This is a genomic window from Paenibacillus endoradicis (assembly GCF_024721975.1).
This window is the reverse complement of record NZ_JANQBB010000008.1, coordinates 141,605-165,643: the sequence shown is the minus strand read 5'-3', so window position 1 is coordinate 165,643 and position 24,039 is coordinate 141,605. Positions and strand designations below refer to the sequence as shown.

The 24,039-nt window shown below is 38.1% G+C and carries 22 protein-coding genes, 1 pseudogene and 1 riboswitch; of the genes and pseudogenes, 6 read left to right on the top strand and 17 right to left on the bottom strand.

The window, feature by feature from the left end:
* Positions 1-205: 205 nt before the first annotated feature.
* Positions 206-460: a hypothetical protein gene (locus NV377_RS22685; protein ID WP_258203096.1), complete on the top strand. Its 255-nt coding sequence runs from the start codon at positions 206-208 to the stop codon at positions 458-460.
* Between the two features lie 232 nt (positions 461-692).
* On the opposite strand, the gene NV377_RS22680 is transcribed toward NV377_RS22685, so the two are convergent.
* Positions 693-1,289 (bottom strand): nitroreductase family protein, encoded by a 597-nt coding sequence (locus tag NV377_RS22680; RefSeq protein WP_258203095.1) that lies wholly within the window; start codon positions 1,287-1,289, stop codon positions 693-695.
* Between the two features lie 130 nt (positions 1,290-1,419).
* The gene (gene msrA, locus NV377_RS22675) at positions 1,420-2,367 is read right to left on the bottom strand and encodes a peptide-methionine (S)-S-oxide reductase MsrA (RefSeq protein ID WP_258203094.1); all 948 of its coding nucleotides are present in this window, start codon (positions 2,365-2,367) and stop codon (positions 1,420-1,422) included.
* Positions 2,368-2,501: 134 nt separating this feature from the next.
* Here msrA and NV377_RS22670 point away from each other — a divergent pair, with 134 nt between their 5' ends.
* Both NV377_RS22670 and NV377_RS22665 read left to right on the top strand, forming a co-directional pair.
* Positions 2,502-2,933 carry a hypothetical protein gene (locus tag NV377_RS22670; protein WP_258203093.1) on the top strand — a complete coding sequence of 144 codons (432 nt, stop codon included), beginning with the start codon at positions 2,502-2,504 and terminating at the stop codon, positions 2,931-2,933.
* On the top strand, positions 2,933-4,009 hold the full coding sequence (locus NV377_RS22665; protein WP_258203092.1) for a phosphodiester glycosidase family protein: 1,077 nt from the start codon (positions 2,933-2,935) through the stop codon (positions 4,007-4,009). Before NV377_RS22670 ends, NV377_RS22665 begins: the two co-directional genes overlap by 1 nt.
* A gap of 17 nt (positions 4,010-4,026) precedes the next feature.
* Here NV377_RS22665 and NV377_RS22660 read toward each other — a convergent pair whose 3' ends face one another.
* From NV377_RS22660 to NV377_RS22650, 3 genes are read right to left on the bottom strand one after another with little or no spacing between them, the layout of a single operon-like run.
* Positions 4,027-5,019, bottom strand: a complete 993-nt coding sequence (locus NV377_RS22660) for a 5-oxoprolinase subunit C family protein (RefSeq protein WP_258203091.1) — start codon at positions 5,017-5,019, stop codon at positions 4,027-4,029.
* Between the two features lie 33 nt (positions 5,020-5,052).
* A complete protein-coding gene (gene pxpB, locus NV377_RS22655) occupies positions 5,053-5,781 on the bottom strand; it encodes a 5-oxoprolinase subunit PxpB (protein WP_258203090.1) in 729 nt (242 codons plus the stop codon).
* Positions 5,782-5,808: 27 nt separating this feature from the next.
* A complete protein-coding gene (locus tag NV377_RS22650) occupies positions 5,809-6,570 on the bottom strand; it encodes a LamB/YcsF family protein (protein ID WP_258203089.1) in 762 nt (253 codons plus the stop codon).
* A gap of 244 nt (positions 6,571-6,814) precedes the next feature.
* On the opposite strand from NV377_RS22650, the gene NV377_RS22645 reads away from it, so the two are divergent.
* Positions 6,815-7,228, top strand: coding sequence for a VOC family protein (locus NV377_RS22645; protein WP_258203088.1), 414 nt, complete (start codon positions 6,815-6,817; stop codon positions 7,226-7,228).
* 74 nt (positions 7,229-7,302) lie between these two features.
* Here NV377_RS22645 and NV377_RS22640 read toward each other — a convergent pair whose 3' ends face one another.
* The 7 genes from NV377_RS22640 to NV377_RS22615 all read right to left on the bottom strand — a co-directional run bounded on the left by NV377_RS22640 (position 7,303) and on the right by NV377_RS22615 (position 14,340).
* Complete coding sequence (locus NV377_RS22640; RefSeq protein WP_258203087.1) at positions 7,303-8,688, bottom strand: NCS2 family permease; 1,386 nt, start codon at positions 8,686-8,688, stop codon at positions 7,303-7,305.
* A 116-nt stretch (positions 8,689-8,804) separates the two neighbouring features.
* Positions 8,805-8,905: riboswitch (purine riboswitch) on the bottom strand.
* Between the two features lie 197 nt (positions 8,906-9,102).
* Positions 9,103-10,752, bottom strand: a complete 1,650-nt coding sequence (locus NV377_RS22635; protein ID WP_258203086.1) for an alpha/beta hydrolase family protein — start codon at positions 10,750-10,752, stop codon at positions 9,103-9,105.
* Between the two features lie 115 nt (positions 10,753-10,867).
* A complete protein-coding gene (locus tag NV377_RS22630; protein ID WP_258203085.1) occupies positions 10,868-11,980 on the bottom strand; it encodes a DUF1648 domain-containing protein in 1,113 nt (370 codons plus the stop codon).
* Positions 11,981-12,073: 93 nt separating this feature from the next.
* Positions 12,074-12,463: a GntR family transcriptional regulator gene (locus NV377_RS22625; protein ID WP_258203084.1), complete on the bottom strand. Its 390-nt coding sequence runs from the start codon at positions 12,461-12,463 to the stop codon at positions 12,074-12,076.
* Between the two features lie 270 nt (positions 12,464-12,733).
* Positions 12,734-12,868, bottom strand: coding sequence for an S-layer homology domain-containing protein (locus NV377_RS25975; RefSeq protein ID WP_373425848.1), 135 nt, complete (start codon positions 12,866-12,868; stop codon positions 12,734-12,736).
* Between the two features lie 6 nt (positions 12,869-12,874).
* Positions 12,875-13,759, bottom strand: coding sequence for an NAD(P)-dependent oxidoreductase (locus tag NV377_RS22620; protein ID WP_258203083.1), 885 nt, complete (start codon positions 13,757-13,759; stop codon positions 12,875-12,877).
* 242 nt (positions 13,760-14,001) lie between these two features.
* Positions 14,002-14,340, bottom strand: a complete 339-nt coding sequence (locus tag NV377_RS22615) for a DUF4363 family protein (protein ID WP_258203082.1) — start codon at positions 14,338-14,340, stop codon at positions 14,002-14,004.
* A 92-nt stretch (positions 14,341-14,432) separates the two neighbouring features.
* Here NV377_RS22615 and NV377_RS22610 point away from each other — a divergent pair, with 92 nt between their 5' ends.
* Complete coding sequence (locus NV377_RS22610; RefSeq protein WP_258203081.1) at positions 14,433-15,125, top strand: DUF421 domain-containing protein; 693 nt, start codon at positions 14,433-14,435, stop codon at positions 15,123-15,125.
* Positions 15,126-15,218: 93 nt separating this feature from the next.
* On the opposite strand, the gene NV377_RS22605 is transcribed toward NV377_RS22610, so the two are convergent.
* From NV377_RS22605 to NV377_RS22595, 3 genes are all read right to left on the bottom strand, one after another.
* Positions 15,219-19,826, bottom strand: coding sequence for a pectate lyase-like domain-containing protein (locus NV377_RS22605; RefSeq protein ID WP_258203080.1), 4,608 nt, complete (start codon positions 19,824-19,826; stop codon positions 15,219-15,221).
* A 330-nt stretch (positions 19,827-20,156) separates the two neighbouring features.
* Entirely contained in the window at positions 20,157-21,098 is a 942-nt protein-coding gene (locus NV377_RS22600; RefSeq protein ID WP_258203079.1) for a hypothetical protein, read from the bottom strand.
* A gap of 202 nt (positions 21,099-21,300) precedes the next feature.
* Positions 21,301-22,059, bottom strand: coding sequence for an SDR family NAD(P)-dependent oxidoreductase (locus NV377_RS22595; RefSeq protein ID WP_258203078.1), 759 nt, complete (start codon positions 22,057-22,059; stop codon positions 21,301-21,303).
* A gap of 166 nt (positions 22,060-22,225) precedes the next feature.
* Between NV377_RS22595 and NV377_RS22590 the strand changes: the two genes are divergently transcribed.
* A complete protein-coding gene (locus tag NV377_RS22590; protein ID WP_258203077.1) occupies positions 22,226-22,639 on the top strand; it encodes an RrF2 family transcriptional regulator in 414 nt (137 codons plus the stop codon).
* Positions 22,640-22,694: 55 nt separating this feature from the next.
* Here NV377_RS22590 and NV377_RS22585 read toward each other — a convergent pair.
* Positions 22,695-22,888: pseudogene (locus tag NV377_RS22585) on the bottom strand (hypothetical protein).
* 55 nt (positions 22,889-22,943) lie between these two features.
* Positions 22,944-23,996, bottom strand: a complete 1,053-nt coding sequence (locus NV377_RS22580; protein ID WP_258203076.1) for a leucine-rich repeat domain-containing protein — start codon at positions 23,994-23,996, stop codon at positions 22,944-22,946.
* Between the last annotated feature and the right edge of the window lie 43 nt (positions 23,997-24,039).

Sequence of the window (24,039 nt, the reverse complement as noted above, 5' to 3'; positions counted from 1 at the left end):
TTTGCAACGTTACAATAAAAGGCTGTTCATGAACGACGTCACTTGCAGACGTCTTCCACGAACAGCCTTATTTTGTGTATTTATTTATTTTACAAGTGTTGGTTCAAATGAAGGCTTATTGAACTTCCTCTTCAGATAGAGGATCAAAATGCGGGCTTTCAGAATCGAGAAGATGAGGCGCTACTTGTGGAAGGAGGAAACGTAAATGTACGTAGTTGGTACATGCGTACCGGACTTCCCAAGTTCGCTTCATATTCGATGTCGAATATGCTACAAAGCCAAGCATCGTTATCAAAGTCCGCTTTTTGAACTACCTCTTTCAATAGAAGTTCAAAATGCGGGCTTTCAGAACCGAGAAGATGGTGCGCTACTTGAGGAAGGAGGAAGCGCAAGTGTACGTGTTTGGTACACGCGGCCCGGACTTCCCAAGTTCGCTTCATATTCGATGTTGAATATGTAACAAAGCCAAGCATCGTTATCAAAGTCCGCTTTTTGAACTACCTCTTCAAATAGAGGTTCAAATATCGGGCTTTCAGAATCGAGAAGATGAGGCGCTACTTGTGGAAGGAGGAAACGTAAATGTACGTAGTTGGTACATGCGTACCGGACTTCCCAAGTTCGCTTCATATTCGATGTCGAATATGCTACAAAGCCAAGCATCGTTATCAAAGTCCGCTTTTTGAACTACCTCTTTATTCTAGCCACTGTGTAACTTCACTAGCCGGTCTCCGCGAAGCTAACGGTGGTACCATATCCGCATAGCCAATATAAATGAAACCTACAATCGACTCATCTTCACGCAAATCGAAATGTTTGTGCATAACCTCATGATACATCGGTGCACCTGAGCGCCAAATAGCACCTAAGCCATACGCATGTGCAGCAAGCAATAAGTTTTGTACTGCTGCTTGGGTAGCAGCCAACTCTTCTTCTAGTACCGCACGAGGATCTTCTGAAGGAGAACAAATAGCAGTAATAACTACTGGAGAACGAAAAGCTTTCTTAACTTCCTTGGACTTTTTCTCTTCATCCGTCTCACCTGTTACTGCAGTAAATACTTCTGCATAACCTTGGCCAAGCGTCGCTCGACCCTCGCCAGTCATAACTACGAATCTCCATGGCTGAGTATTATGATGACTTGGTGCCCATGTAGCGGCTTCAATTAATTTTTCAATAATGGCTTTTGGAACATTGTCCTTCTTCACTCTACCGATCGTTCTACGATCATGCAAAGCCTCAATTATTTTCTCATAATGGTCAATTGGACTATTTTCAAATTGGTCTGACATACAATTTCACCCTTTCTCCAAAGATATCATCTTATTTAACGCTCTTAATGATATCTATCTATACGTTAGCAAGAGCAAAAAGTAGCCAATTGGCACCTCTATTTTAGATAACCAATTAGCCACTTAAACCTTACTGAAATAAACTCATATATTGACCGAAGCCATTTTCCTCTAATTGATCTTTCGGAATAAACCGAAGTGAAGCAGAATTAATACAATAACGCATCCCCGTAGGATCTGGACCATCTTCAAATACATGACCTAAGTGAGAATCGCCTTCCTTCGAACGAACCTCCGTGCGAATCATACCGTGCGTTACATCAACTTCTTCTAGTACATTCTGGTTTTCAAGTGGCTTCGTAAAACTTGGCCAACCACAATGTGCATCAAACTTATCTTTAGAGCTAAACAATGGCTCGCCAGATACTATATCAACATAAATGCCTTCACCTTGATGATCCCAAAATTCATTACGGAATGGAGCTTCAGTCGCATTGTTTTGCGTTACTTCATACTGTATTGGCGTAAGACGGGCTCTTAGTTCATTCTCATTCTTTTTGATTGTCCAATGATGTTTAATAAAACTCTCTCTGCCTGATCCTTTAGCATACATTTTGTAACGGAATGGATTTTTCTTGTAGTAATCTTGATGATGCTCTTCTGCAGCATAGAAATCATCAGCCTCAACAATTTCCGTTACTATCGGTTTATCAAATCGTCCACTAGCTGCTAATTCCGCCTTGGAAGCTTCAGCTAGTCTTTTTTGCTCATCAGAATGATAGAAAATAAATGTACGATAAGAATGGCCCTTATCGTTAAATTGTCCTTCAATATCTGTTGGGTCAATTTGTTGCCAGTACATACCTAACAATTTCTCGTAGCTTAGTAACGATGGATCGTATTCTATTTGAACTGCTTCAACATGACCTGTTGTATCAGAGCATACTTCTTCATACGTAGGATTTTCCGTATGACCGCCTGTATAGCCCGATGTTACTTTTATTACACCAGGAATTTGATCGAATGGTGTAACCATACACCAGAAACAGCCTCCTGCAAATGTAGCTAATTGATTCATGACTTTAACCTCCATTATATGCCTCTTACTTTTTTCATTATACACCACCATCAAGCAATTCAAAATGTTACAATGTAATAACGTTGCAACAATTATTAATGTTGTTAACGTCTAATTACCGAGGTGAAATAGAAATGGCAGAATTACAAACAGAAGATTTGACAGTAGTAAGACGAAAGGAAAGCAAAAAAAAACGTAGACTCCGACTCGCATTTATTAATTTTTTCATGTTATGGCTACTATTAATTTTAGGTGGTTTTTACGCCACTCATTCCTATATGGAACATTTCAAAAAGACCGTAACTGAGCAAATTGAAGAGCAAACATCAACACAAATTAAAACTCTTCAAACTAGCTACGATGAGCAAATAACAAAACTTGAAACGAGCTATATTACACAATTATCCGATCTTCAGATCAAAATCGAACAACTTAATGAGTTATTAACCTTTACAAAAGACAATGCGGATTCTAGTACAGATAATAGTAATATGTTGTATACCCAATTGAATGAGATGAAAACTCAACTTAATGAACTACAAAAAAGCTTGGAGCTAATGAAATAATGAATGCAGTACAATGGATGAACCGCACTTTTGTATTTTTAGCCGCACCAATAATAGGTCTGTTTATATGGATGATTTTCACTACGACGCAAATCAATTTACAAGATGACCTTAATCCTAAAGATATTACATCAGAAACTTCTCTCCAACGTGAAGAACTATATGTAATGGCCAATGATCAATTAGGTGCAAATGTTGATCTTGCGAATGAAACCATTCAATATGTTGAAGATAACTATGAACTTTACGAGAAGACGAATAAGGAAATAAGTGCAGTAAGTAAATTAATTACTGCTAGTAAACAAATACCTCTAACGATTTACGACAACAAAATAACAGCTCATCTTGGTAAACCTTCGGCTACCATCGATACGAATAAACTACGCGCGCAACTCTTCTATATTAATCAGGAAAATTTCAAATCCTATGTAGTTAAGGTGAAATTGAAAAGTTCAGATGCAATGAAGATGGTATTAGGTGGAGATGAGTTAGGCGACACGATGACAACTCTTACCGCAGCTAAAACACATGGTGCTGCAGTAGCAATTAATGCAGGAGGCTTTGCTGATGCTGGGGGCGATCGTTATCCACTTGGAACAACGGTTATGAATGGAGAATATATTCAAGGGTTTCAAGCGAGTCAAGCCGATTTATTCTTTGTTGGTATGAACAGTAAAAATAAGCTTATCGGTGGGAAATTTAGCAAAAAAGAGCAATTGGATAAATTAGAGCCTTCATTCGGTGCGACCTTCGTACCTGTATTATTAAAAAATGGCTCATCACAAACTATTCCGAATAAGTGGAAAACTAATCCGGCACGGGCACCTCGAACGATTATCGCCAACTATAAAGATGATCAACTATTAATTATGGTGACCGATGGATATAACACAAATGGTAGCAAAGGTGCGACACTTACTGAACTTCAAACTATACTTAAAGGATATGGAGCAGTTGATGCCTATAATTTAGATGGTGGTGGTTCTTCTTCCCTTATCTTTAATGGGAGCATCATTAATAAACCTTCGGATGGCTCGTTAAGACGGCTACCAACACATTTCTTATTTTTCAAATAATTGTGATTGCTGTTCAATTAATGTTTACTCTTTAATTGAATGGCGATCTTCAATCGCTTAATATCTTGCTCCGATTCAAACAGAAGTTGTTCTGCCTCCTCAATGGTTACCGCTACAAATGTAATTGCACTCCCTGGTTTTAACTGACCAAACATCGGAATATCAACTGCTGCTACAACCGCAATACGTGGATAACCACCTGTCGTTTGACGGTCTGCAAGTAGTACAATCGGTTGTCCATTAGCCGGTAATTGTACAGTTCCATGAACGACACCTTCAGATATTAATTCTTGTTTTTGTATCATGTTTAAGGATGGACCTTGCAATCGATATCCCATTCTATCAGATTGAGAATCAATTACCCATTTGGACTCCGTGAATGTCCGCTTATTCCCTTCATCTAACAGATCATATTCAGGCCCTGAAATAAACCTTATCGGCACAATGTCTTCATGTGCTATAGCAAATTGCTGTGCGCTAAATACTATCGAATCTATCGCCTGAAGCTTCTTCCACAAACCAAAAGAACAAGAATTGTTAAGCAGTTCACGAACCTCAACAATATCTCCATTACATAAAGCTCTACCTTCATAGCCACCAATATTAGCTCGCATATTCGTACTATAACTACCAAGGACGGCTGGTATCTTAATTCCACCTGCAATAGCTATGTAAACTCTACAACCACTTTTATAGTGACCAAAACTAATTAAAGCATCTTTGTTTACAATGAAAGGCTGCCACATCGGTATCGATTGACCATTCATAGTTGCTGACATATCTCCACCGCATATAGCGATAAGATGATCAGAGGTCATCTTTAATGTAGTACCTGTCAACGTAAGTTCTAGAACGGCATTATGCTCTTCATTCCCAACTAAAATGTTAGCGACTCTTGCTGCGCCTTCATCCATCGCCCCATTAATATTGAGTCCAAACTTTTGATACCCATATCTACCCAAATCTTGAATTGTAGTAAGCATACCTGCTCTAATGACTTCAATACCCACTTACCGCGCCTCCTTTCTAATTATAATCATTGTTCAAGTCCATTGTGATGTACTTATTTGCCGAAATTGTTCTACCGTAATTGGTATGAATTTGATCCAATCTCCGGCCTGAACCAGAGTTGGTACTTTATCTAACGGGTTGAACATCCTTAATGGCGTACGACCTATAATTCGCCATCCACCTGGTGTAGCAACTGGATAAATCCCAGTCTGTTCTCCAGCAATTCCGACGCTACCTTCAATAATACGAGTACTTGGAATTGCCTTACGTGGTGTAGCAATACGTTTGTCCATTCCACCTAAATACGGAAAGCCAGGTGCAAAACCTAGCATATGTACTAGATATGATTTCCCAGAATGTATTTGTACAACATCATCCATTGTCATATCGTTATATCTGGCGACTTCGGATAGATCAGGACCATAGGTACCACCATAGCAAACAGGAATTTCAATAACTCTATGTTCCGACAAGTTAGCTTCACTCTCTCTAGTGTCAAATAGCTCGATATAGTGTTCTAATTGTCTTTGCATTGCTCGAGAGATAGATACATTGCTCAGGCTAGTTATTTTCATAATTATTGGATTATAATGAATAGTTATTGAGCAATAGGCAGGTACATATTCGATGACAGCATGTAACGATTCACCCTCTAAATATTGCAATAAACTCATAACTTTATAATGCGTTTGTTCATTAATTTCATGCCCTAACCGAATAATGACTGCCTTCTCACCTAAAGGCAAAAGTGAATATTCCATATATAAGCCCCTCTCATCCTAACAATGTCATGATACAGGATGAACGACCTCAATTCCTGCTTCCAATAACGCTTGCGATAGTTGAATCACATGTTCTAAAGCATCCGGAGAGTCACCATGTACACAGATTGTATCTGCACGCATATTCATCTCTTCACCCGTTCTACTCTCTACTTTATGTTCACGCACCATACGAATGACACGCTCTGTAGAGTATTTAGACTGTAAAATTAGAGCTTGTTCATGCGATCTTGGTGTCAAAGAACCGTCCATCTCATAATTACGATCAGCGAAAACTTCATTTAAAGTACGAAGACCGGCTCTTGCACCTGCTTTAACAAGTTTACTGCTAGATTGACCAACTAAGTATACATCTCCGTCAATACGGTATACTGCTTCAGCGATGGCCTCAGCAATAGCTGTATTCTGATTAGCCATCTGATATAATGCCCCATGAGGCTTCACATGAGTAATTGAAGTTCCTTCAGCTTTTGCAAATGCCTGCAAAGCTCCAATCTGGTATAATACTAGTCCATATATTTCTTCCGCACTTATATCCATGATACGTCGACCAAAACCAGCCATATCTGGTAAACCTGGATGGGCACCGATCGCTACCCCATATTGAAGCGCTAACTTTACCGTTTTGCGCATTGTCATTGGATCTCCAGCATGATACCCACATGCGATATTTGTTGACGTAATATATTTCATTAATTCTTCGTCTTGTCCTAAATTATATATGCCAAAGTTTTCGCCCATATCACAGTTTAAATCTACCTTGTACATTTCTTCACCTTACCTTAATGTTTAATTTTCCAAGTTGAAATAGATACATTGTTATTCGTATAATAACGCTTTCAATTGATTTTAACAGATTTCTACCTATTAGGTTACCATAATGTTCTGTCCATCTGCCTTATATGTATCTTAATAGGTATAGAATTTCTTATAATTGTCATGATAAACTAAGAACACGTATCGTTAGTGATTCATTGTACGAGCATACATTACAATTAAAGGAGCAATCAAAATGTCAGTAGATGTATATCTTAATTTCAATGGAAATTGCCGTCAAGCTGTTGAGTTTTATGCTAAAGTATTCAACCAAGAGATAGCACAGTTAATGACTTTTGGGGATATTCCACAAGCTCCAGGTGAAGCAAAACGCGAAGATACAAAAGATCTAATTATGCATGCTAGATTGCAAATTAGTGGGAGTAATGTAATGTTCTCCGATGTTTTCCCTGGTATGCCCTTCACCGAAGGAAACAACATTTCACTCGCTCTTGTAAGCACTAATCGTCAAGAAATTGAATCTGCTTACGAACAATTACAAGTAGGCGGTACTATTACAATGGAACTCCAAGAGACATTTTGGAGTAAATGTTATGGCATGCTAAATGATAAATTCGGTATTCATTGGCTATTAAGTCTCGAGGAATAGCTTTTTAGACATAAATTATTTTAAAATAAAAAGAAGCAGTGCCGGCCAAGCACTGCTTCTTTCTGTTGCTATATTTATTCTCCACCCATAAACACGTAGCGATAGATAATTAATACTGCAAGTACCCACATCAACCAGTGGACTTTATACTGACCTTTTTTCGCTAGGTTAGCAACTGTAGCAAGTACAACATAGAAGACGATACCGAAAGAGATACCGTTAGCGATGCTGTAAGAGAAAGGCATGAACGCGATAATGAAGAATGCAGGAATTGCATACACCATATCAGAGAAATCAATTTCTTTCACAGATTGCATCATAAGTACGCCAACAATAATTAGTGCTGCAGAAGTTGCAGAGCCTGGAACTAACATAACTAGCGGTGCGATAAAGATTGAAAGCAAGAAGCAGATACCTGTCGTAACAGCAGTTAGACCAGTACGGCCACCTTGCGCAATACCAGATGAACTCTCAACAAAAGCCGTTACTGTACTTGTACCAAGAACAGCACCACCACTTACGCCGATTGCATCAACGAACATTGCTTTACCTACACGTTTTTTACCTTCTACTTTATCTTTCATAATACCAGCACGAGTAGCTGTACCAACTAATGTGCCGAATGTATCGAACATTTCTACGAATGTAAATGTAAGAATTACTGTAACTAGACCAACTTCCATAACACCCGCAAAGTCGAAGTCTGCAAAGTGCATTGTGCCGAAGTCTGGCATCCACTGCGCACCTGATAATGAAGCACCAGCATCAACATTTCCTGTTACGATAGCTAGAAGTGTTGTCGCTAACATTCCCCACAGAATTGCACCCGGAACTTTAAGTACCATAAGAATTGCTGTAATCAATAATGCTACAATTGTGAAGATCATCGTTGCATCAGTGAAGCTACCAAGACCGATAACAGTCTCATTACCTGTAACTGGTGTAAAAGCACCAGCCGTAATATCTGTAAAGCTTTCCACATTGATGGTCATCAAGCCGCTACCCTTCATACCGATAACCGTAATGAATAGACCAATACCTACTGTAATCGCATGCTTTAAGCTATCAGGTACTGCATCAATTAACATTTGACGAATTTGCGTAATTGTTAAGATGATGAAAATAATACCTGAGATAAATACTGCCGTTAAGCCCATTGCTGGTGTAATCGGCGTATCCGTTGCAGCTGATGCAAGAATTACTGATGCGAAATAAGCATTCAAACCCATACCTGGAGCAAGTGCAACTGGGAAGTTAACGAAAATACCCATTGCAATTGTGAAAATACCTGCTGACAATGCAGTAGCTAGAAATACTCCTGTCACGTCCATACCAGCGTTACCAAGAATCATAGGGTTAACCGCTAGAATATACGCCATAGTCATGAAAGTCGTTAGACCTGCCATAATTTCAGTTCTTACATTTGTTCCTAGTTCCTTTAATCGAAAGAAACGATCCATTTTGAATATAACCTCCCAAAATTGTGATGGAACAAGCAAAAAAGCCCAAAAAGAAAATGCGTAACTCGCATTTCTCTAGGCTCTGCAAAAAGGAAAGAAATATACCACTGGCCTAGTGGCTTTCTTTCACCCCTCGTAGCCTGATCATTTACGGTGATCTAGTAGAGACTCTCAAGCCAATTCTTGAGATTATACGAAAGTATATGCTTTTGTTGTATTCCATTTTCAATTTTATAGAGGTAGACACATTTTTGTCAATCATTTTACGAATGTTTTTCAATAAAAAGTTAAAAATATTCGTTTCTTGCTAAATTTAAGAGCTACCGTTCATGTTTTTAGCATATTTTAGGCGTGCTTCTGCTACAAACGGGGACTCGAATTCAGAAATAAAATATTAATCTAACTACTTTATCATTATTGTTTAATCCATTTCGCCATGTCAGCAATTAAATTCCCACTAACATTGGAAGGCTGATAATATTCAGTACCAATAGATAACTCTTCATATTCAGTTAGAACATGATTAATATTCGGATAAGAAATATACGATACATTGGTGCGATCTTTCAAATCTTCCTTCCAACCATTGAATTGATTCATACTAACTTGCCAATCATTCTCTCCTTGGATGATGAGCATTCGTTCATTCTGTAGCTTTGCCACCTGACTTGGTAGATAATCTCTTTGCTCATACCACCAATAAGCAGGAGGGATTGGAAATGACTCCGGTAATTTTTCTAGAGAATACTGCGGATCATTAATCAAATCTACTGTCTGACTAATAAATGCAGCAGCTTGTTCTTGACTAGCAATAATTTCGGAAGAATAGCCCAATGTTTTTAACCGATCTAGAGCTTCAGCCTGCTGCTCCTTCAGTACATCTGTCATATTACCACTTGGCGCTGACAGCAATATAGCACCTGCGATATCGTTATTTTTATCATTCTCGAAAATCTTTGGAACGACGTAACCACCTTGACTATGACCAACAATATAAATATTAGCAGAATCAATGTCGGTTCTATTCTTTAACAATTTGACTGCCAAAACAGAATCATCGACAGATTCATTTTTCAAAGTAAACTGTGGTAAAGAAGCTACCTTTACATTATGCTCTTTCGTTACTTTTTCATAGCGCAATGTAGCTATGTTTTGAGCAGCTAAACCGACTGAAATATCCTTAAATATTTTAACTGCGCCAATCGTAGAATCACGATCATGTGGACCAGAACCATGAACAAGTACAACCGAAGGGAATGGGCCTTCTCCTTCAGGGATAGTCAATGTCCCTGGTACTGCAAACGTGCCCTCCCCGATTACTACATCTATTTCTGAATAGTTTCCAATATCATAAGCTGGTTTCTGATAAGTATCTGCAACCGCGATTTGTTCAAAGTAAAGATCATCGATGAATTGATTAGCATCGAATCTTAATGTAATTTTCAAAGACGATATATTGGTTTCATAAACCATGACAACATTTGTATGCACGCCATTGTTCTCCACAACTAGAGACTGCTGCATTATCGGCTTACCATAAGCAGCGGAATATTGTTGTCCAATAATTGCAAGAGCTTGCTCAGGAAGATTCGATTTTAATGCTTCGTTCATCATAACAGGCAAACTCGCTACATTCCCTGAAAATAGTTGATATATAAATAAGCTTGAAAGTCCTTCTAAATCAGTTGCATCAAAGCCGACTGTTTGTTGTTCTTTATTCCAATTCGCCTCTATACCAAATATAGCATTGAAATCACTTAATGAAATAAAAGTTCTATGATCTTTCATAATAGCTGAAGATTCCATCTTAATTTCATTATCATTTACTAGTGCTTGTTCTTTCCCGACTGGGATAATTGCCGTGAGATTACCTCGTTTAATCGTAATTAATTGTTCAGTTTGATTCCAATCCACTTTAGCTCCAATAGACTCAGCTGCTACTCGTACAGGTACCCAATCTGGATTCGCTGCTGACACGTTCAATTGACTGACAGGTGATAAGAAAAAAAAGCTAACTAGAGCAAGGGACAAGACAGATTTCATTAAATAATTAAATGGCTTCATACGTTTATCCTCCTTGATATTAATAAGTTTAATTTCGCACTACCTACTAATCTATAGAAATAATATTTTATTTCCTTACAAATTCCTTTAACATTAATTCATTACTCATTGAATACTACGATAAGAAAATGCTCGGAATTAAGACAATCGCAAGAATTCCCATAATTAATAACCAGCTTATAGGTCTTGCAAAATTCATTGACCAACCTACACCAAAGCGCTTTTCAACAAAGATCGCAGGATCATTACTATTCCAATAGAAAATTCCAGCTTTCCAGTACTGATCTTGGTCCGCAACTATTACATTACTTTTCCCAGTCGAGTCATTAAGCTTGATTCGTGACCCACCTTGCCCTGTTTTTATACTTAGCACAATTGCTCCTAGAACAATAACTCCAACTACAGCAAATACGATTAGCATTTTAGTATTGTTAGAAATATTAAGTAAGAAAGATAGTTGCCCAAAGCACATAATCAATACAATCAAAAATCCAGTTATCGCTGTAAAGATAGACCAAGAATAACGGAAACGACGATTGCGTTCAACTGAACCTTCTGGATCTTTACTTTCAACAACTTGTTTTGCTTTGGCTATCGAAATATGAGAGAAAATAAATACAATAATCATCGTTAGGGCAATACCAGATGATCCAAGTACTGCTGATAAACTCTTCTCGACACTTCTTGTTACTTCCCCATCAAAATTAAATTGCATTGGAATGATGTCAGGGAACTTATCATAGTTCAATAAGCTAATAATTACTGTACCTAATACAAGTAGGAAATGTGGTATATACCATGCTATTGAAATCGTCATTCTCTTATTATAGAAACCCGTTTGTACAACAATCTTTTGAGAGGCAAGTTGCTCATCGTACCAGCTTTGTGTTTGTTTCCATTTTTTGATCTGCACATGGCTAGCATAATAGAATGCAAAGCTCGCAATGATATATCCGAATATCAAGCAAGAATAAGCGATTGCATAGAAAGATTCATCTTGATTGCTTTGTAATAACAATAGTAATGCCACAATTAGAACTAAGCCAAGCGCCGTACATAGCGTAATGTAAGTTTTGATCTGTTTTTTGACGAACGGTTCTTGCTTGACGCCTTCTGGTACAGTTACACCAAATGCCTCAACCTTCCTTGTTATTAAAGGGGTAATTGCCACGATTGCAATAATCGGTACAAACAACGCTAGTAATATCCAAAGTTCCATTCCATTCATAAATCTCATCTCCTTCAACTTTTCATTAACTACTCGGTATTCTTCATATAAATGAAAAATACATCGAAAGCATAAGCTTCAACTTTTCATTTATTAAGTACGATTCGGGAGCATATCTTTGAACGTTATACCTACCAGCTGCTCGAACTGATCTACTTCCATTCCTCTAGCTACTGCCTCGGCAACAAGAGGTCTTAATCGCTCCATCAAGTTTTTCTTAAACTGTTCATCTGCAATTGGCAATGCATCAGGTTCAATCATGACTCCTTGTTTGCGATTAATCTGAACATATCCATCCTGTTTCAATAAATGATACGCTTTGTTGACAGTATGCAAGTTCACTCCCAAATCTACAGCCAAAGCTCGTACTGACGGTAAGCCTTCCCCTGGAATAAGCTCACCTTTCGCTATCCCTTCGATAATCTGCTGCGCAATCTGTGTATATATAGGTGTTTCTGATTGCATATCAATGGCTAACAGCATGTTAATCACCTCCTAAACCTTTACGTAAACTTCCGCAAGCCACTTCCTGCAAAGTGATAAGTAAATTCATAAAACATCTTACAATTACTTCTATGTAAATTGCTTGATCTATAAAATATGAATAACTTTGCTGAACTGTTCTATCTGTTATACATAGTGTATAACAGATAGAACACATAGTCAATATCGTTATATATTATGTGTATTTAATAAAATGTAAAAGGACCTTTCAATGTTTGATTATCATTGAAAGGTCCTTCGTCATTACAACTAATTTTTATTCAACATATTCAAAATAAGCGTGATTGCTTCTGCTCTTGTTGATGTATTATTTGGATCATATTTATTGTCTGTTTTCCCAGATATTAATCCCGCTATATCCTGAATGGAAAACCATATTTTCAACCAAACCTATCTTGTAAGCACTTTATATAACGCGTGTGTACCTTTATCATCAAATCCCATAGCTGATAATTGCTCATAAAGAGAAAGTGAAAGTGATAAGCCTGGTAGCTCAATTCCCATTTCTACTGCTGACTCAAGAGCAATTTTCATATCTTTAATGAAATGCTTCACATAGAAACCAGGTTCAAAGTTTTCCGCAATAATGCGTGGAGCAAGATTACTTAATGACCAGCTTCCTGCCGCTCCTGTTGAAATGCTTTGCAAAACGGTCTCCGGATCAAGTCCCGCTTTTGTTGCATAGACAATTGCCTCACAAACACCTATCATATTAGTCGCTATTGCAATCTGATTACACATCTTCGTATGCTGTCCAGCACCCGCTTCACCCTGTCTAACAATATTACTACCCATTAGTGATAATATCGGAAGAGCCAACTCATAATGATCAACCGCTCCACCTACCATAACAGATAACTTGGCATCTCTCGCACCAATATCACCACCGGATACAGGTGCATCAATTGCCATCATGCCATGATCCTCAGCCTCTTGTGTAATACGCTTGGCAAGAGATGGACTTGATGTCGTCATATCAATAAATAAAGTACCTTGATGAGCAGAAGCTATTAATCCATGCTCCCCCAAATAAATATGTTCAACATCAGAAGGATAGCCGACCATTGTGATGATGACATGACAATTTGCTGCTAGCTCTTGTGGTGTGTCGAACCAGATACAGCCCTTTGATAGTAATGGTTCAGCCTTTGATTTGGTGCGTGTATAAACACTAACCTCGTATCCTGCCTCCAATATATGACCAGCCATACTGATTCCCATTACACCTGTTCCAATAAAACCGACTTTTATATGTTTAGCTTGAATGTTCTCCATAACGATACTTCCTTTCGTTTTCTGCTTTATAATATTTCGAATTAGTTCTATAGCTTAACGTATATTTTACGCCTATATCTAACGTAATTCCAGTTAACGAGAATGAAATTATACAACTGAGCAAATAGCAAAACACACTATTATTTGCTTATTCACGCAAATAATAGTGTGTTCTAAATTATCAACTATACCTATTACCCAGCAAAAGTAATAAACAACTATAAACTACTAGTTGTGATCAATCACAATGAATATATATCTTCTAATATCGTCTTAGTCGTACTTAACTCTATTTTCGCTTCAGTATAATCTTCCTCATCGATTGCTACAATGATGCGTTGTATGCTTTCATGAAGTCGTTCATACTCTCCTTCATCACCTAGCAATTGTAATTTCCACTCATTTTTTTTATACACTTTTAATAACTCTTCTACCTTTACCTTTGTGGATACGGTATCTTTATTATTTAATAATTGTTCAAGTTGAGTTATATTCTCTTTGAATTCATTTTTTCCGTTTTGAGCAGAACATCCTGACACAATAATTAAAATCATTATACAAAGCATAGCTTTCTGAATCATCTTAGCTTATCCCCCTAATCGTTGCATATTAATATTTAGATTACCCAATAATAAAGAAAACTTATTCAGACTTTCACATTGGGGGAATATCCGTGCCAGAATATGTATTAATATTAATTCGGTCCATTGTCGCTTTTCTCGTCTTGCTCTTTTTGGCACGAATTATGGGAAAGAAACAGCTTTCTCAGCTCACATTCTTCGATTATGTTGTAGGAATTACGATCGGTTCAATTGCCTCAACAATGTCTGTTGATCAAAATATTAAAATCTCAAACGGGCTTGTTTCACTAGCGATATGGGGTATACTGCCGATTATATTAAGTCTGATCGGACTAAAATCAAGAAGTTTTCTCCAGCTAACAGATGGTAAGCCTTCGATTATTATTAAAGATGGGGAAGTTTTAGAAGATACGATGAAGAAGAATCAAATGGCTATTGATGAACTTATGATGTTATTGCGAGAAAAGGATGTATTTAAGTTAGATGATGTTCAAATGGCTGTGTTCGAAGCGAACGGACAACTAAGTGTTATGAAGAAAGCCGATATCGAGCCCATTACTCCTAATTTTCTAGGAATAAAGTTAAAACATGAGAATGCTCCAACGTTATTAATAATGGACGGACATATATTGCATGAAAATTTGGCAAGACTAGGCTATTCTAAAAAGTGGTTAATACATGAAATTACACAACAAGGAGCATCGACTGAGAAAGATGTATTCATTGCTCAAGTGGATGGTAATAAGAAGGTCTATGTGGATTTGTACGAGGATAAGAGTGAATAGAAACTTATATATCAGTAATTATCCCAATACACAAGAACATACAAATGACCGAGCAACTAAAGTTGCTCGGTCATTTGTATCATTTCCTATTCTTTAGTCTACATCTATTAGCTTCAACAGATTGAACATCGCTTGAGCTGCTTCTGCTCTAGTTGCACGCTCTTGTGGAGCAAAGATTGAAGTAGATTTCCCTTTCATTAATCCCAATTCTATCGCTGAATTAACTCCAGCATTTGCCCATGAAGATATTTGCCCTTGGTCATGCAGTACTGTCAAATGATTCTCTCCTGATGTTTGCTTGCCATTGACATATTCATATGCACGAACCATCAGTATCGCCATTTCTTCTCTTGTGATTGTAGAATTAGGCGCGAATTTCGTCTCCGTTACACCTCGGATCAATCCAGCTTCATAAGCGGTAGCAACATCCTTCGCAAACCAATCCGTTGTATTCACATCAGAGAACTGTTTATTCTCCTTGGATGCTTGTAATCCAAGCGATCTCGTCAGTAATGCGACGAACTCTGCACGAGTCGTAATGCCGCTCGGACTAAACTCAGTTGCTGAAACACCGCTGACAATATGTCTAGCCGAAAGAACCTTCAACGCATGATATGCCCAGTGTGTCGTTGGTACGTCAGTGAAAACTTTGTTATACTCCCTCACACCATACTTACTAAAATGTGTAACATCTGCTGAAATGATATGTTTGCTATCATCGACCTTACCACCAATATATTCCCATTCTTTGAGAGCTTCATTATAGTAGTACACACCGATCAGATCTTTATCCAGTTTAGTATCGTCGTAATGTATTACTAAACTTATCGGTTCTGGAAATATGCTTAACTTCGTTTCTTTCCCATCCCTGTCTCGTAAGATCAGGTCAAGATTGTAAATAAAATCACTAGTCGGATCTGGCGTAACCCGCAAGATGATATTGGAATCAGTTGTATCCCCTTGCAACTTTCCTGCCAGTTCTTTAATTACTGCTGAAGGAATAATAATTGAGATTCCATTGTTTTTCACTTCAACAGGATGACTTACTTGTTGTGCTAAATTGACTGGAATAACTGCCTCTGTCTTTCCTTCGCCTAGCGTTACTACCGAATTACCACCCTGTACATTATTCAAATCTGCAGCTGAAATTATTTTTTCATGATTATTCGTCTCGGTTGGAGTCGGAGGCGGTGTAATTTGTCCGCCACAATTTGTTCGACACCCACTGCTTACTTGCCCTGTAATCGAAATAATCAACTCACCTGTAATGCCAGTTCCATCATTAGCTGTAGCAATGACTTTCACGTTACCATCCTTCACTGCAGTTAGCACCCCATCAGCACTAATCGTAGCTTTATCGGTCACATTTCCATCTTCATTCACAACCGACCAAGTAACTTCTTTATTATCAGCATCAGCTGGCAATACTTCCGCAAAAAGATTCAGCGTACCTGATTTCGTCGTGATTTTCGATACGTCTCCCAATCCACTTACTTCAATACTCATCACTAGGTTTTGACCACTAATCGTAATCTCTTTAACCCCTTCAACATTAGAACCATCTAATGCTGTTGCAACAACATACACCATTCCATTTTTCAGTGCAGTTAGCAGACCATCTTGATTAATCGTTGCTTTATCGGTCATAGTTCCATCTTCATTCACAACCGACCAATTTACTGAAGTTTCGTCTGCATAAGCAGGCAGGACATGAGATAACATTTGGAGCGTTCCAACTTTGGTTGTAATCACATCCGCTCCACCAGTTCCAACTACACTGATACTTGATACTATGACAGGATTCGTAGCATCCCTGAACACACTGATTTCATAAATCGACCACCAACCTGAATTGGTACCCATTTGTACGATCTTAATATAACGAGCATCTTGATCTGTAAAGTCGGAGTGAATGACAGGCCCAGTTGCTGTATTGTTCACAATTGGAGTACCCCAATCTTCTCCGTCATTTGATACGTAGATTTCATAGCTTCGGGCATAGTCGTTATTACTGCCTGTGGAATCCATAATAATCTTATTGAAGTTTTGTTCATTTTTCATATCGATAATGATCGATTGACCTGGAATCATCGGTGTACCAGCAGACCAGCGAGTAGCCATATTTCCATCTATTAATTTATTAGCATCTGCACTCCCCAGTTCGGTGATTGCCTCCCAACCATCTCTATTCAATGGCTTTTCTTTGTCTGTATAGACACTGAATTCATTAATTTTCCACCAATTCGATGTAAATGGTACTGTTAGTTCAACTTTCACGTATCTAGCTGTTACCGTATTAAAATCTACTGTGAATGTAGCGTCGCTGCCTGCTTTGATCACCGCATTGGCATCTGTACCAGTAGCTACTGGAAGTCCCCAGTCATTTCCATCATCTGAAACAGAGACGGAAAATCCTCGGGCATAGTCATTTCCAGCTGATTGGAAGACAACTCTACCAAAACTTCTTGGCTCATTCATATCCACTATGAAATTCATACCTTCAACCATCCCCGTGCCGCTCTCCCAAAGATTGCTTGCGTTACCATCAATAATTTTTGCAGAATTAGCATTGTTCTCACCATTATTATGTGAAGCCAACACTGACCAACCGTATTTACTAATCTCAGTCCACAATTTAGTTGTCGTTGCACTGACAGGGGTACTGCTTGCAGATTGATTTCCAAATGAGTCTCTTGCAATAATCGTATAAGTATATTCTTTTTCGGCATTAAGACCTGAGTCGTTATATTGAGTTACAGCCGTGGAAACGATCTTCTTACCGTTACGATAAATATCATAGGCGTCAACCCCTGAATTATCGGTAGATGCATCCCAAGTTAGGTTAATTTGACTGCCTGAAATGGTAGTAGCTATAACATTTTCAGGCGTGGTAGGCGCTTGTGTATCCCCACTAGTATAAGTTGTCATCGTCCTGGTCATAGGCGAATGCGAATAAAGACTTTCTCCTGTATCATTCACGATATGGGTTATTCCGCTACCTTCTATCCCGCTTAGAAATACTGTAGTTAAGGAGTGAAGAATTACTCCTTCCACTTTCGGCACTTCAATTGCGTTTTGCAGCTTCACTGGACCAGCAGTGAAGTTAGCATAAACACCTAGCCCCCATGCTTCATGTGTCGTTACGTGATCTGCTACCTTATAAGCAGCATATCCATTCACTGTTCCATTATGGCTCATATATCTATCTTGAGTGGGAGGATCATAAGGGATCTCGGACTGATAGAAATATACACGTCCACCATTACCATTCCATAAAGTTTGATACTCCTCGTGATGTTCGTTGAACAAGCCATATATTGTAACATCATCACCGTTAACAACTAGCCCATTTTTGCTAATATTGCTATCCCATCCTGATCCATCTCCATGATCTGCTCGCCATATCCAGAAATGATCACCAATTACGTTATTACTGTTAATAATAAGACAAATATCTGTCGTTCCAGCATCAGTTCCACCAACTCTGAAAAACAAATCAGAAAGAAGTATCGGATTAGCCGAATGATCTTCCGTATTCTTCCCAGATCCAACCTCTAGCAATGAGGTGGATTTAATTAATGAAGCTTCGAACATCAATCCTGAAATAACTATTCCTTCTTCATCTGCTACCTTCATTGCAACTTTTCCTGTATCTTCCTCGATCGTCGCTAATCCTAGACCTAAGACAACTGTGTTCGGTTTCGTGACATTAATAGTATCATCGAAATGATAAATGCCTGGAGTGAAAATTAGGCTTTTTCCATTGTTCAGCTGCGCATTAATTGTTGATGCACTTACACCTGGCTGTGCAATGTAGAAATCTGAAGCAACATCTCTTGATGTACCTGGCGTAGTGCCATTCTCCCAACTAACCCCTTTGCGATCTTTCTGCAAAGATGGAACAAATACTTTATAATCTGAACCTTCCATGTAGAGATAAGGCTTTTCCTTTATAACTGGTGCTTTTTCGATCGTAGTAATAGCTGGAGATGGGAACGTGTTAGGCTGTGGATTTTTATCACCAACTAATACCATATTCCATAATGAACCATCCCATTTTCTGTAATCATTATTACGCGAGAAAAATTGCTGCTGAGATCCTGGAACAATATTTCCATCAATCTTGGAATCTGCTATGTATCCTCCACTTGCCCAGCCAGCATTCCACCATGGATCAAAATCGAAAAGCAGAAGAGCCTTTGATTTCACATGTACACGGCGCATTGGTGCCGCTTGAGAAACTGCAAAAAATGCGTCCTCTGTTGGTTTTCCATAGGATAAGTTCTCCACGCCTCGCCAAAAATTTCTAGTGGCATTACCATTATCCCATTTCGCATCTGTGTTGAGCGTATTGACATGTACATCATCGGGATTTTGACCCAAACCTGCCGCCTGTGTATAGAACCCTACTTTTACATTTACATCGTTATAGGTTCCAGGTTTAAACAATAGCGCATACCTTTCATTGCCAAATTCATTACTTTCCTGTTGAGTAAATACTGCCGTAACATCTGCTTGAATTTTAGTATTATCCATAGTTGGGTCAAACACAAAAACATTGGGTCCAAAAACGCTGCCATTGGCACCGCTTTCAGAATTTGGAGCGTCTGCCGCTTGAGTAATAGCTGGTTGTATTGAGAACAAACTTGTCGTAACTGCTAATGCTGTAACGATCGACAATATTTTCTGTCTTCTAGTCATTCATTTACCTCCATATTGGCTATCCCAAATTTATAGTACTCAAGAATCTTGAATACAATCATAGTATATAGAGGTTATAAAGTAGAAAGTACGCTGCTTTTTTGTGATGACATGTATCATTTTTATAATAATAAGTGGCACATCGTTAAATTTACAACTATATGTACTGATCTAAGGTTGAACTTGTTACCTTAACCAATATGAGTAGCATAATTGGTCAAAAATAATAAAAATTGTATTTTTGTCGAATCGTATAGTAATGACTGTTTTGTAATTTTTCACAATTTCATGCAATCGTTCAATCAATTATTTATAACATAATAAATTTCATTATTGAGCTGCCTCTATCCAAGCAATACGCTTTGCTTTTGAATCAGTTAACTCTCTGTCTGCATTGCGATAATCTGCTTCAAGTGTATTCACTACCATTCTAATCTTATGAATCGCTTCTAATACTTGATCTTGAGCACCTTTAATTCGACCCTGAACGAGCCAGTCTGTGATCAAGCCATCGAACCAATAATCTGCCATTTTAAGCGTCCCACTTATATCGATATGAATGTCCGTCGACCTTTGTAGATCTGCAAGCTCTTTATGAAAAACTTGCAGCTGGCGATTGGCATTATGGATAGATATTCTCGCATTATCTATATGACCGTGCTTTATATGCGTACTTATCAACCCACCATTGGCCCACATATCCCAATTTCCCCAATTCTCCGCTTTTCCCAATTGCTCCGAGGCATAGGATAAAGAAGAAATGACGCCTCTCCCTGCTGACAAAGCTTCTCCGATCTCTTTGAGTAACAAGCTTTTATGTGAAATTTGACTTTCCATCTCTTCCAGCTCATGAACAGCAAGTGGCGAATTACGCAGCGCCGCTTCCTTCTTTAACATCAGCTGATTGTAATCAGAATGTGCGGTGGAAAGGCTAGCAAGTTGATGACCAATCTCTAGTAGGTCCTCCTTAAGTTCCTTGAGACTTTGTTTCGCTTCCTGAAGCTTAAGTGTTGCTATCAACTCCTGTTGACGTTCAAGTTCAAGTTGCTCCTCTTTACTCCGCAAAATAGTATGAAATAAATTCGTTAAAGACATGCGCGTCAACTTATCAACGTCCTCTTGCTCCATTACTAGCTCCACTTCAAGCTTTACAATGAGCGATTCATGCTCTCTGATACGTTTTAGTAACTCTTCCCGATTCCGCTCGACTTTGGACAACTGATACATACGCTCTTTTAATACCGTAAAATTCTCAAAATCTAACTCAGACATTTTAACGCCTCCTCCAAATTACATAATAGCGCTCTCAATATAACGTATAACGACTTTCATTATTAAAAGGTTTCAACTCATAGTGGCATACCTTGATCTTATCAACTACTATTGCACTAACTAAAAAACCCGAAAATCTTAGAATATTCAAGACTTTCGGGTTATATTCTTTTTAGCAAATCCATTAAGCTATCACTAATTATTAATGTGTACTCCAACCGCCATCAATGATTAATTCTTCGCCTGTTACAAATTTGGATTCATCAGACGCTAAATATAAATAGCCATTTGCAATATCTATCGCTTCACCCGCATGTGGAGGAAGAGGAATCGTATTTTTAAATGCATTACCTAGTTGTTCAGCAGATGTTACTCCATATTTTTGTGCTGCTCCTGTTAAGATAGCACCTGGATATATTGAATTTACTCGAATATTATCTTTTGCATAGTTAATTGCAGCATGTTTCGAAAGGGCACGAACGCCACCTTTTGCAGCGCTATATGCCGCAGCACCATTGTCTGCACTACCAATAATAGCTGCTAATGAAACACAGTTAACGATGGAACCTTTATTATTTTGTTGCATATAAGGAATCACTGTTTTCATACCTAAAAATACGGAAGTAAGGTTTAAGTTAATTGCTCGATTCCAGCCTTCTAAGTCCTCATCTAACAATCCTTTATGAACAGATACACCCGCATTATTAATTAAAATATCTATCTTCCCAAATTCTACTTTCGCTTGTTCGCTAACATCTTTCCATTGTTGTTCAGAAGATACATCTAATGCGAAAGTAATAATGTCACCTTCGAGTGTTGAGATCGCTTTTTCTAATTGCTCAACTGCGATATCAGTTGCAACAACTTTTGCTCCTTCTTTCGCAAATAACTGAACAGCAGCTAATCCCATACCACTAGCTGCACCTGTAATAATCGCTACTTTATTATCTAATCGTCCCATTAATATGCCTCCTGATTTTAATTGTGATTTTATATCACAATTAAAATTTAGTATAATGCTTGTAAATAGTCAAATTAAATTTTAATATTTTTGTTGGAGTAATCGCTATTACTATATAAAAGTAGAATCCGCTTATTTTATATTAGGAACAAAGGACGTGTTTGTTTTGCAGGAAGTTGCACAATATGGTGATTTAGGTCCCACTTGGTTTAATACAGCTATAAAATCTTTAGCAGTTTTGGCTGACTCAGACAAACTTGTTTCAAGTAATGAACTTGCTAAAAAATTTGACATTGAGTCCAGTTTTATTCGTAAAGTATTAGCAAAATTGATGAAAGAGCAGTTCATTACTGCAATTGGAGGTCGTTACGGAGGTTATAAACTTATAGTCCAACCATCAGATACAACTATCTATGATGTTTATTTGGCATTAGTAAAAGATAGTTATATAAAGGAACAAAAATTAATTGAGAATAAAACAGATCAATTAATCTCCCAAATAATTGTTGAATCAGAAAATGAATATAGTAAGGTTTTGCGGAGATATACAATTGAAGATATAATGCTTACGTTAAAGTAATCGTAAGAAAACCCGCAGTTTATGCGGGTTCAAATCGGAATGGCTCACGGTTAGTTTAATCTACTATGACCCTATCACCTTTACTATTCGGTTGAGAAATTACTAGGAATTCAATTTCTTCTTGTGATTTATTAAACATTTGATGTGGTGTCAGAGGGGGAACCTCGACACCCTTTCTTTAACTAAATGCCAACCATCACAAATGTCTCCCCAAATATAATGTTCCGCATTGTGTTTACTAATTTTCATTACACTAACTCCCGTCATCTGTTGTTCATGATAGTATGTTTGTCCATCCCTTAAACTACCATTCTATTTCAATTATTTTCAATGAAGAATTCTGTGAAACATTTATGTATTCTAGTTGCTTCATATTATTAAGAAAATTGGGTTTCTTATTGATCATACATATTTCTAAGTTCAAGATTCGCAAATGCTTCAGCTTTTCTAGCTCAGGTGGTAACTCATGGATCGAAGTGTATTGAATCGTAAGCTGTTCGAGTTGTTCCAGCTCTCCAATCTCTGATGGAATGCAGTTTAGACTGATCTCTTCCTTCGGCTTGACCCGAAATCTGGGAGCCGGGCGATCTGAACTCGCACATTGGATAGAAAGTTCCTTCAGGTTCTTCAGTTTGGATATGGATGCGGGAATGCTCTCCAAATCCGCCGTCATAATTTTCAAGCGTTCAAGCTTACTTAACTCGAACAGCGCTTCAGGTAGACGATAAAGATCCTGTTCGAAAATTTCTAGATCACGCAATTCTGTAAGGTACTGAATTTTCTCAGGTAACGTTGTCAGCCCATGTCCACTTATATACAACCAGTCGGTTCGATGCTTAATCGCATCATCTAGCAGACGATCAAGGTCACGATGAGCCTCTAATTTCAGAAAAAGCCCTGTTATTCGATCCATTAGTTCGATTGCTTCTTCCTCAGTTACTTCCATACCGTACATATGCTCATGTACAATCGAGTAAAGGTAGTCTCCGCCACCTTCCTTAACGAAACATAAGTCTTCGGGCAGGTTAGGATAAATCCAATCTGACAGTCGATTTGCCATTTGCTTCAGTATGTTCCCGCTGTCTGCGCAGCATTTGTAAAAATTGTAGGATTCCGCGGTGTAAAAAGCATTACTGCGATAGGTGTTACTTATTAGTTTGACTTCATCCATATCATCCTCTTCGATTGCGATTGTCTTCACTAAGTAAGGTTTCAAAGCTTCCAATACGCTTGTGTAATTTCTACTAACCGCATTTGCCGGAATTTTCCCCTTGAGCACAAAGCATTCTGAGTTCTGTATTGCCAAATCTATCACTTGATTGTAAGCTTCGCCTCTAGGATCTGTATACATTCTCATCCCATAAGCCTCCATTCCCATTGGAAGTAGATGATATTTCTAA

What these genes read in the sequence shown, in the direction of transcription:
- NV377_RS22685 (WP_258203096.1), top strand. Translation starts at nt 206, where the DNA reads ATGTACGTAGTTGGTACATGCGTACCGGACTTCCCAAGTTCGCTTCAT.
- NV377_RS22640 (WP_258203087.1), bottom strand. Translation starts at nt 8,688, where the DNA reads ATGGATCGTTTCTTTCGATTAAAGGAACTAGGAACAAATGTAAGAACT.
- NV377_RS22665 (WP_258203092.1), top strand. Translation starts at nt 2,933, where the DNA reads ATGAATGCAGTACAATGGATGAACCGCACTTTTGTATTTTTAGCCGCA.
- NV377_RS22580 (WP_258203076.1), bottom strand. Translation starts at nt 23,996, where the DNA reads ATGAGAATGTATACAGATCCTAGAGGCGAAGCTTACAATCAAGTGATA.
- NV377_RS22630 (WP_258203085.1), bottom strand. Translation starts at nt 11,980, where the DNA reads ATGAATGGAATGGAACTTTGGATATTACTAGCGTTGTTTGTACCGATT.
- NV377_RS22670 (WP_258203093.1), top strand. Translation starts at nt 2,502, where the DNA reads ATGGCAGAATTACAAACAGAAGATTTGACAGTAGTAAGACGAAAGGAA.
- msrA (WP_258203094.1), bottom strand. Translation starts at nt 2,367, where the DNA reads ATGAATCAATTAGCTACATTTGCAGGAGGCTGTTTCTGGTGTATGGTT.
- NV377_RS22635 (WP_258203086.1), bottom strand. Translation starts at nt 10,752, where the DNA reads ATGAAGCCATTTAATTATTTAATGAAATCTGTCTTGTCCCTTGCTCTA.
- NV377_RS22650 (WP_258203089.1), bottom strand. Translation starts at nt 6,570, where the DNA reads ATGTACAAGGTAGATTTAAACTGTGATATGGGCGAAAACTTTGGCATA.
- pxpB (WP_258203090.1), bottom strand. Translation starts at nt 5,781, where the DNA reads ATGGAATATTCACTTTTGCCTTTAGGTGAGAAGGCAGTCATTATTCGG.
- NV377_RS22605 (WP_258203080.1), bottom strand. Translation starts at nt 19,826, where the DNA reads ATGACTAGAAGACAGAAAATATTGTCGATCGTTACAGCATTAGCAGTT.
- NV377_RS22615 (WP_258203082.1), bottom strand. Translation starts at nt 14,340, where the DNA reads ATGATTCAGAAAGCTATGCTTTGTATAATGATTTTAATTATTGTGTCA.
- NV377_RS22600 (WP_258203079.1), bottom strand. Translation starts at nt 21,098, where the DNA reads ATGTCTGAGTTAGATTTTGAGAATTTTACGGTATTAAAAGAGCGTATG.
- NV377_RS22680 (WP_258203095.1), bottom strand. Translation starts at nt 1,289, where the DNA reads ATGTCAGACCAATTTGAAAATAGTCCAATTGACCATTATGAGAAAATA.
- NV377_RS22625 (WP_258203084.1), bottom strand. Translation starts at nt 12,463, where the DNA reads ATGCTGTTAGCCATTGATATGCAATCAGAAACACCTATATATACACAG.
- NV377_RS22645 (WP_258203088.1), top strand. Translation starts at nt 6,815, where the DNA reads ATGTCAGTAGATGTATATCTTAATTTCAATGGAAATTGCCGTCAAGCT.
- NV377_RS22595 (WP_258203078.1), bottom strand. Translation starts at nt 22,059, where the DNA reads ATGGGACGATTAGATAATAAAGTAGCGATTATTACAGGTGCAGCTAGT.
- NV377_RS22620 (WP_258203083.1), bottom strand. Translation starts at nt 13,759, where the DNA reads ATGGAGAACATTCAAGCTAAACATATAAAAGTCGGTTTTATTGGAACA.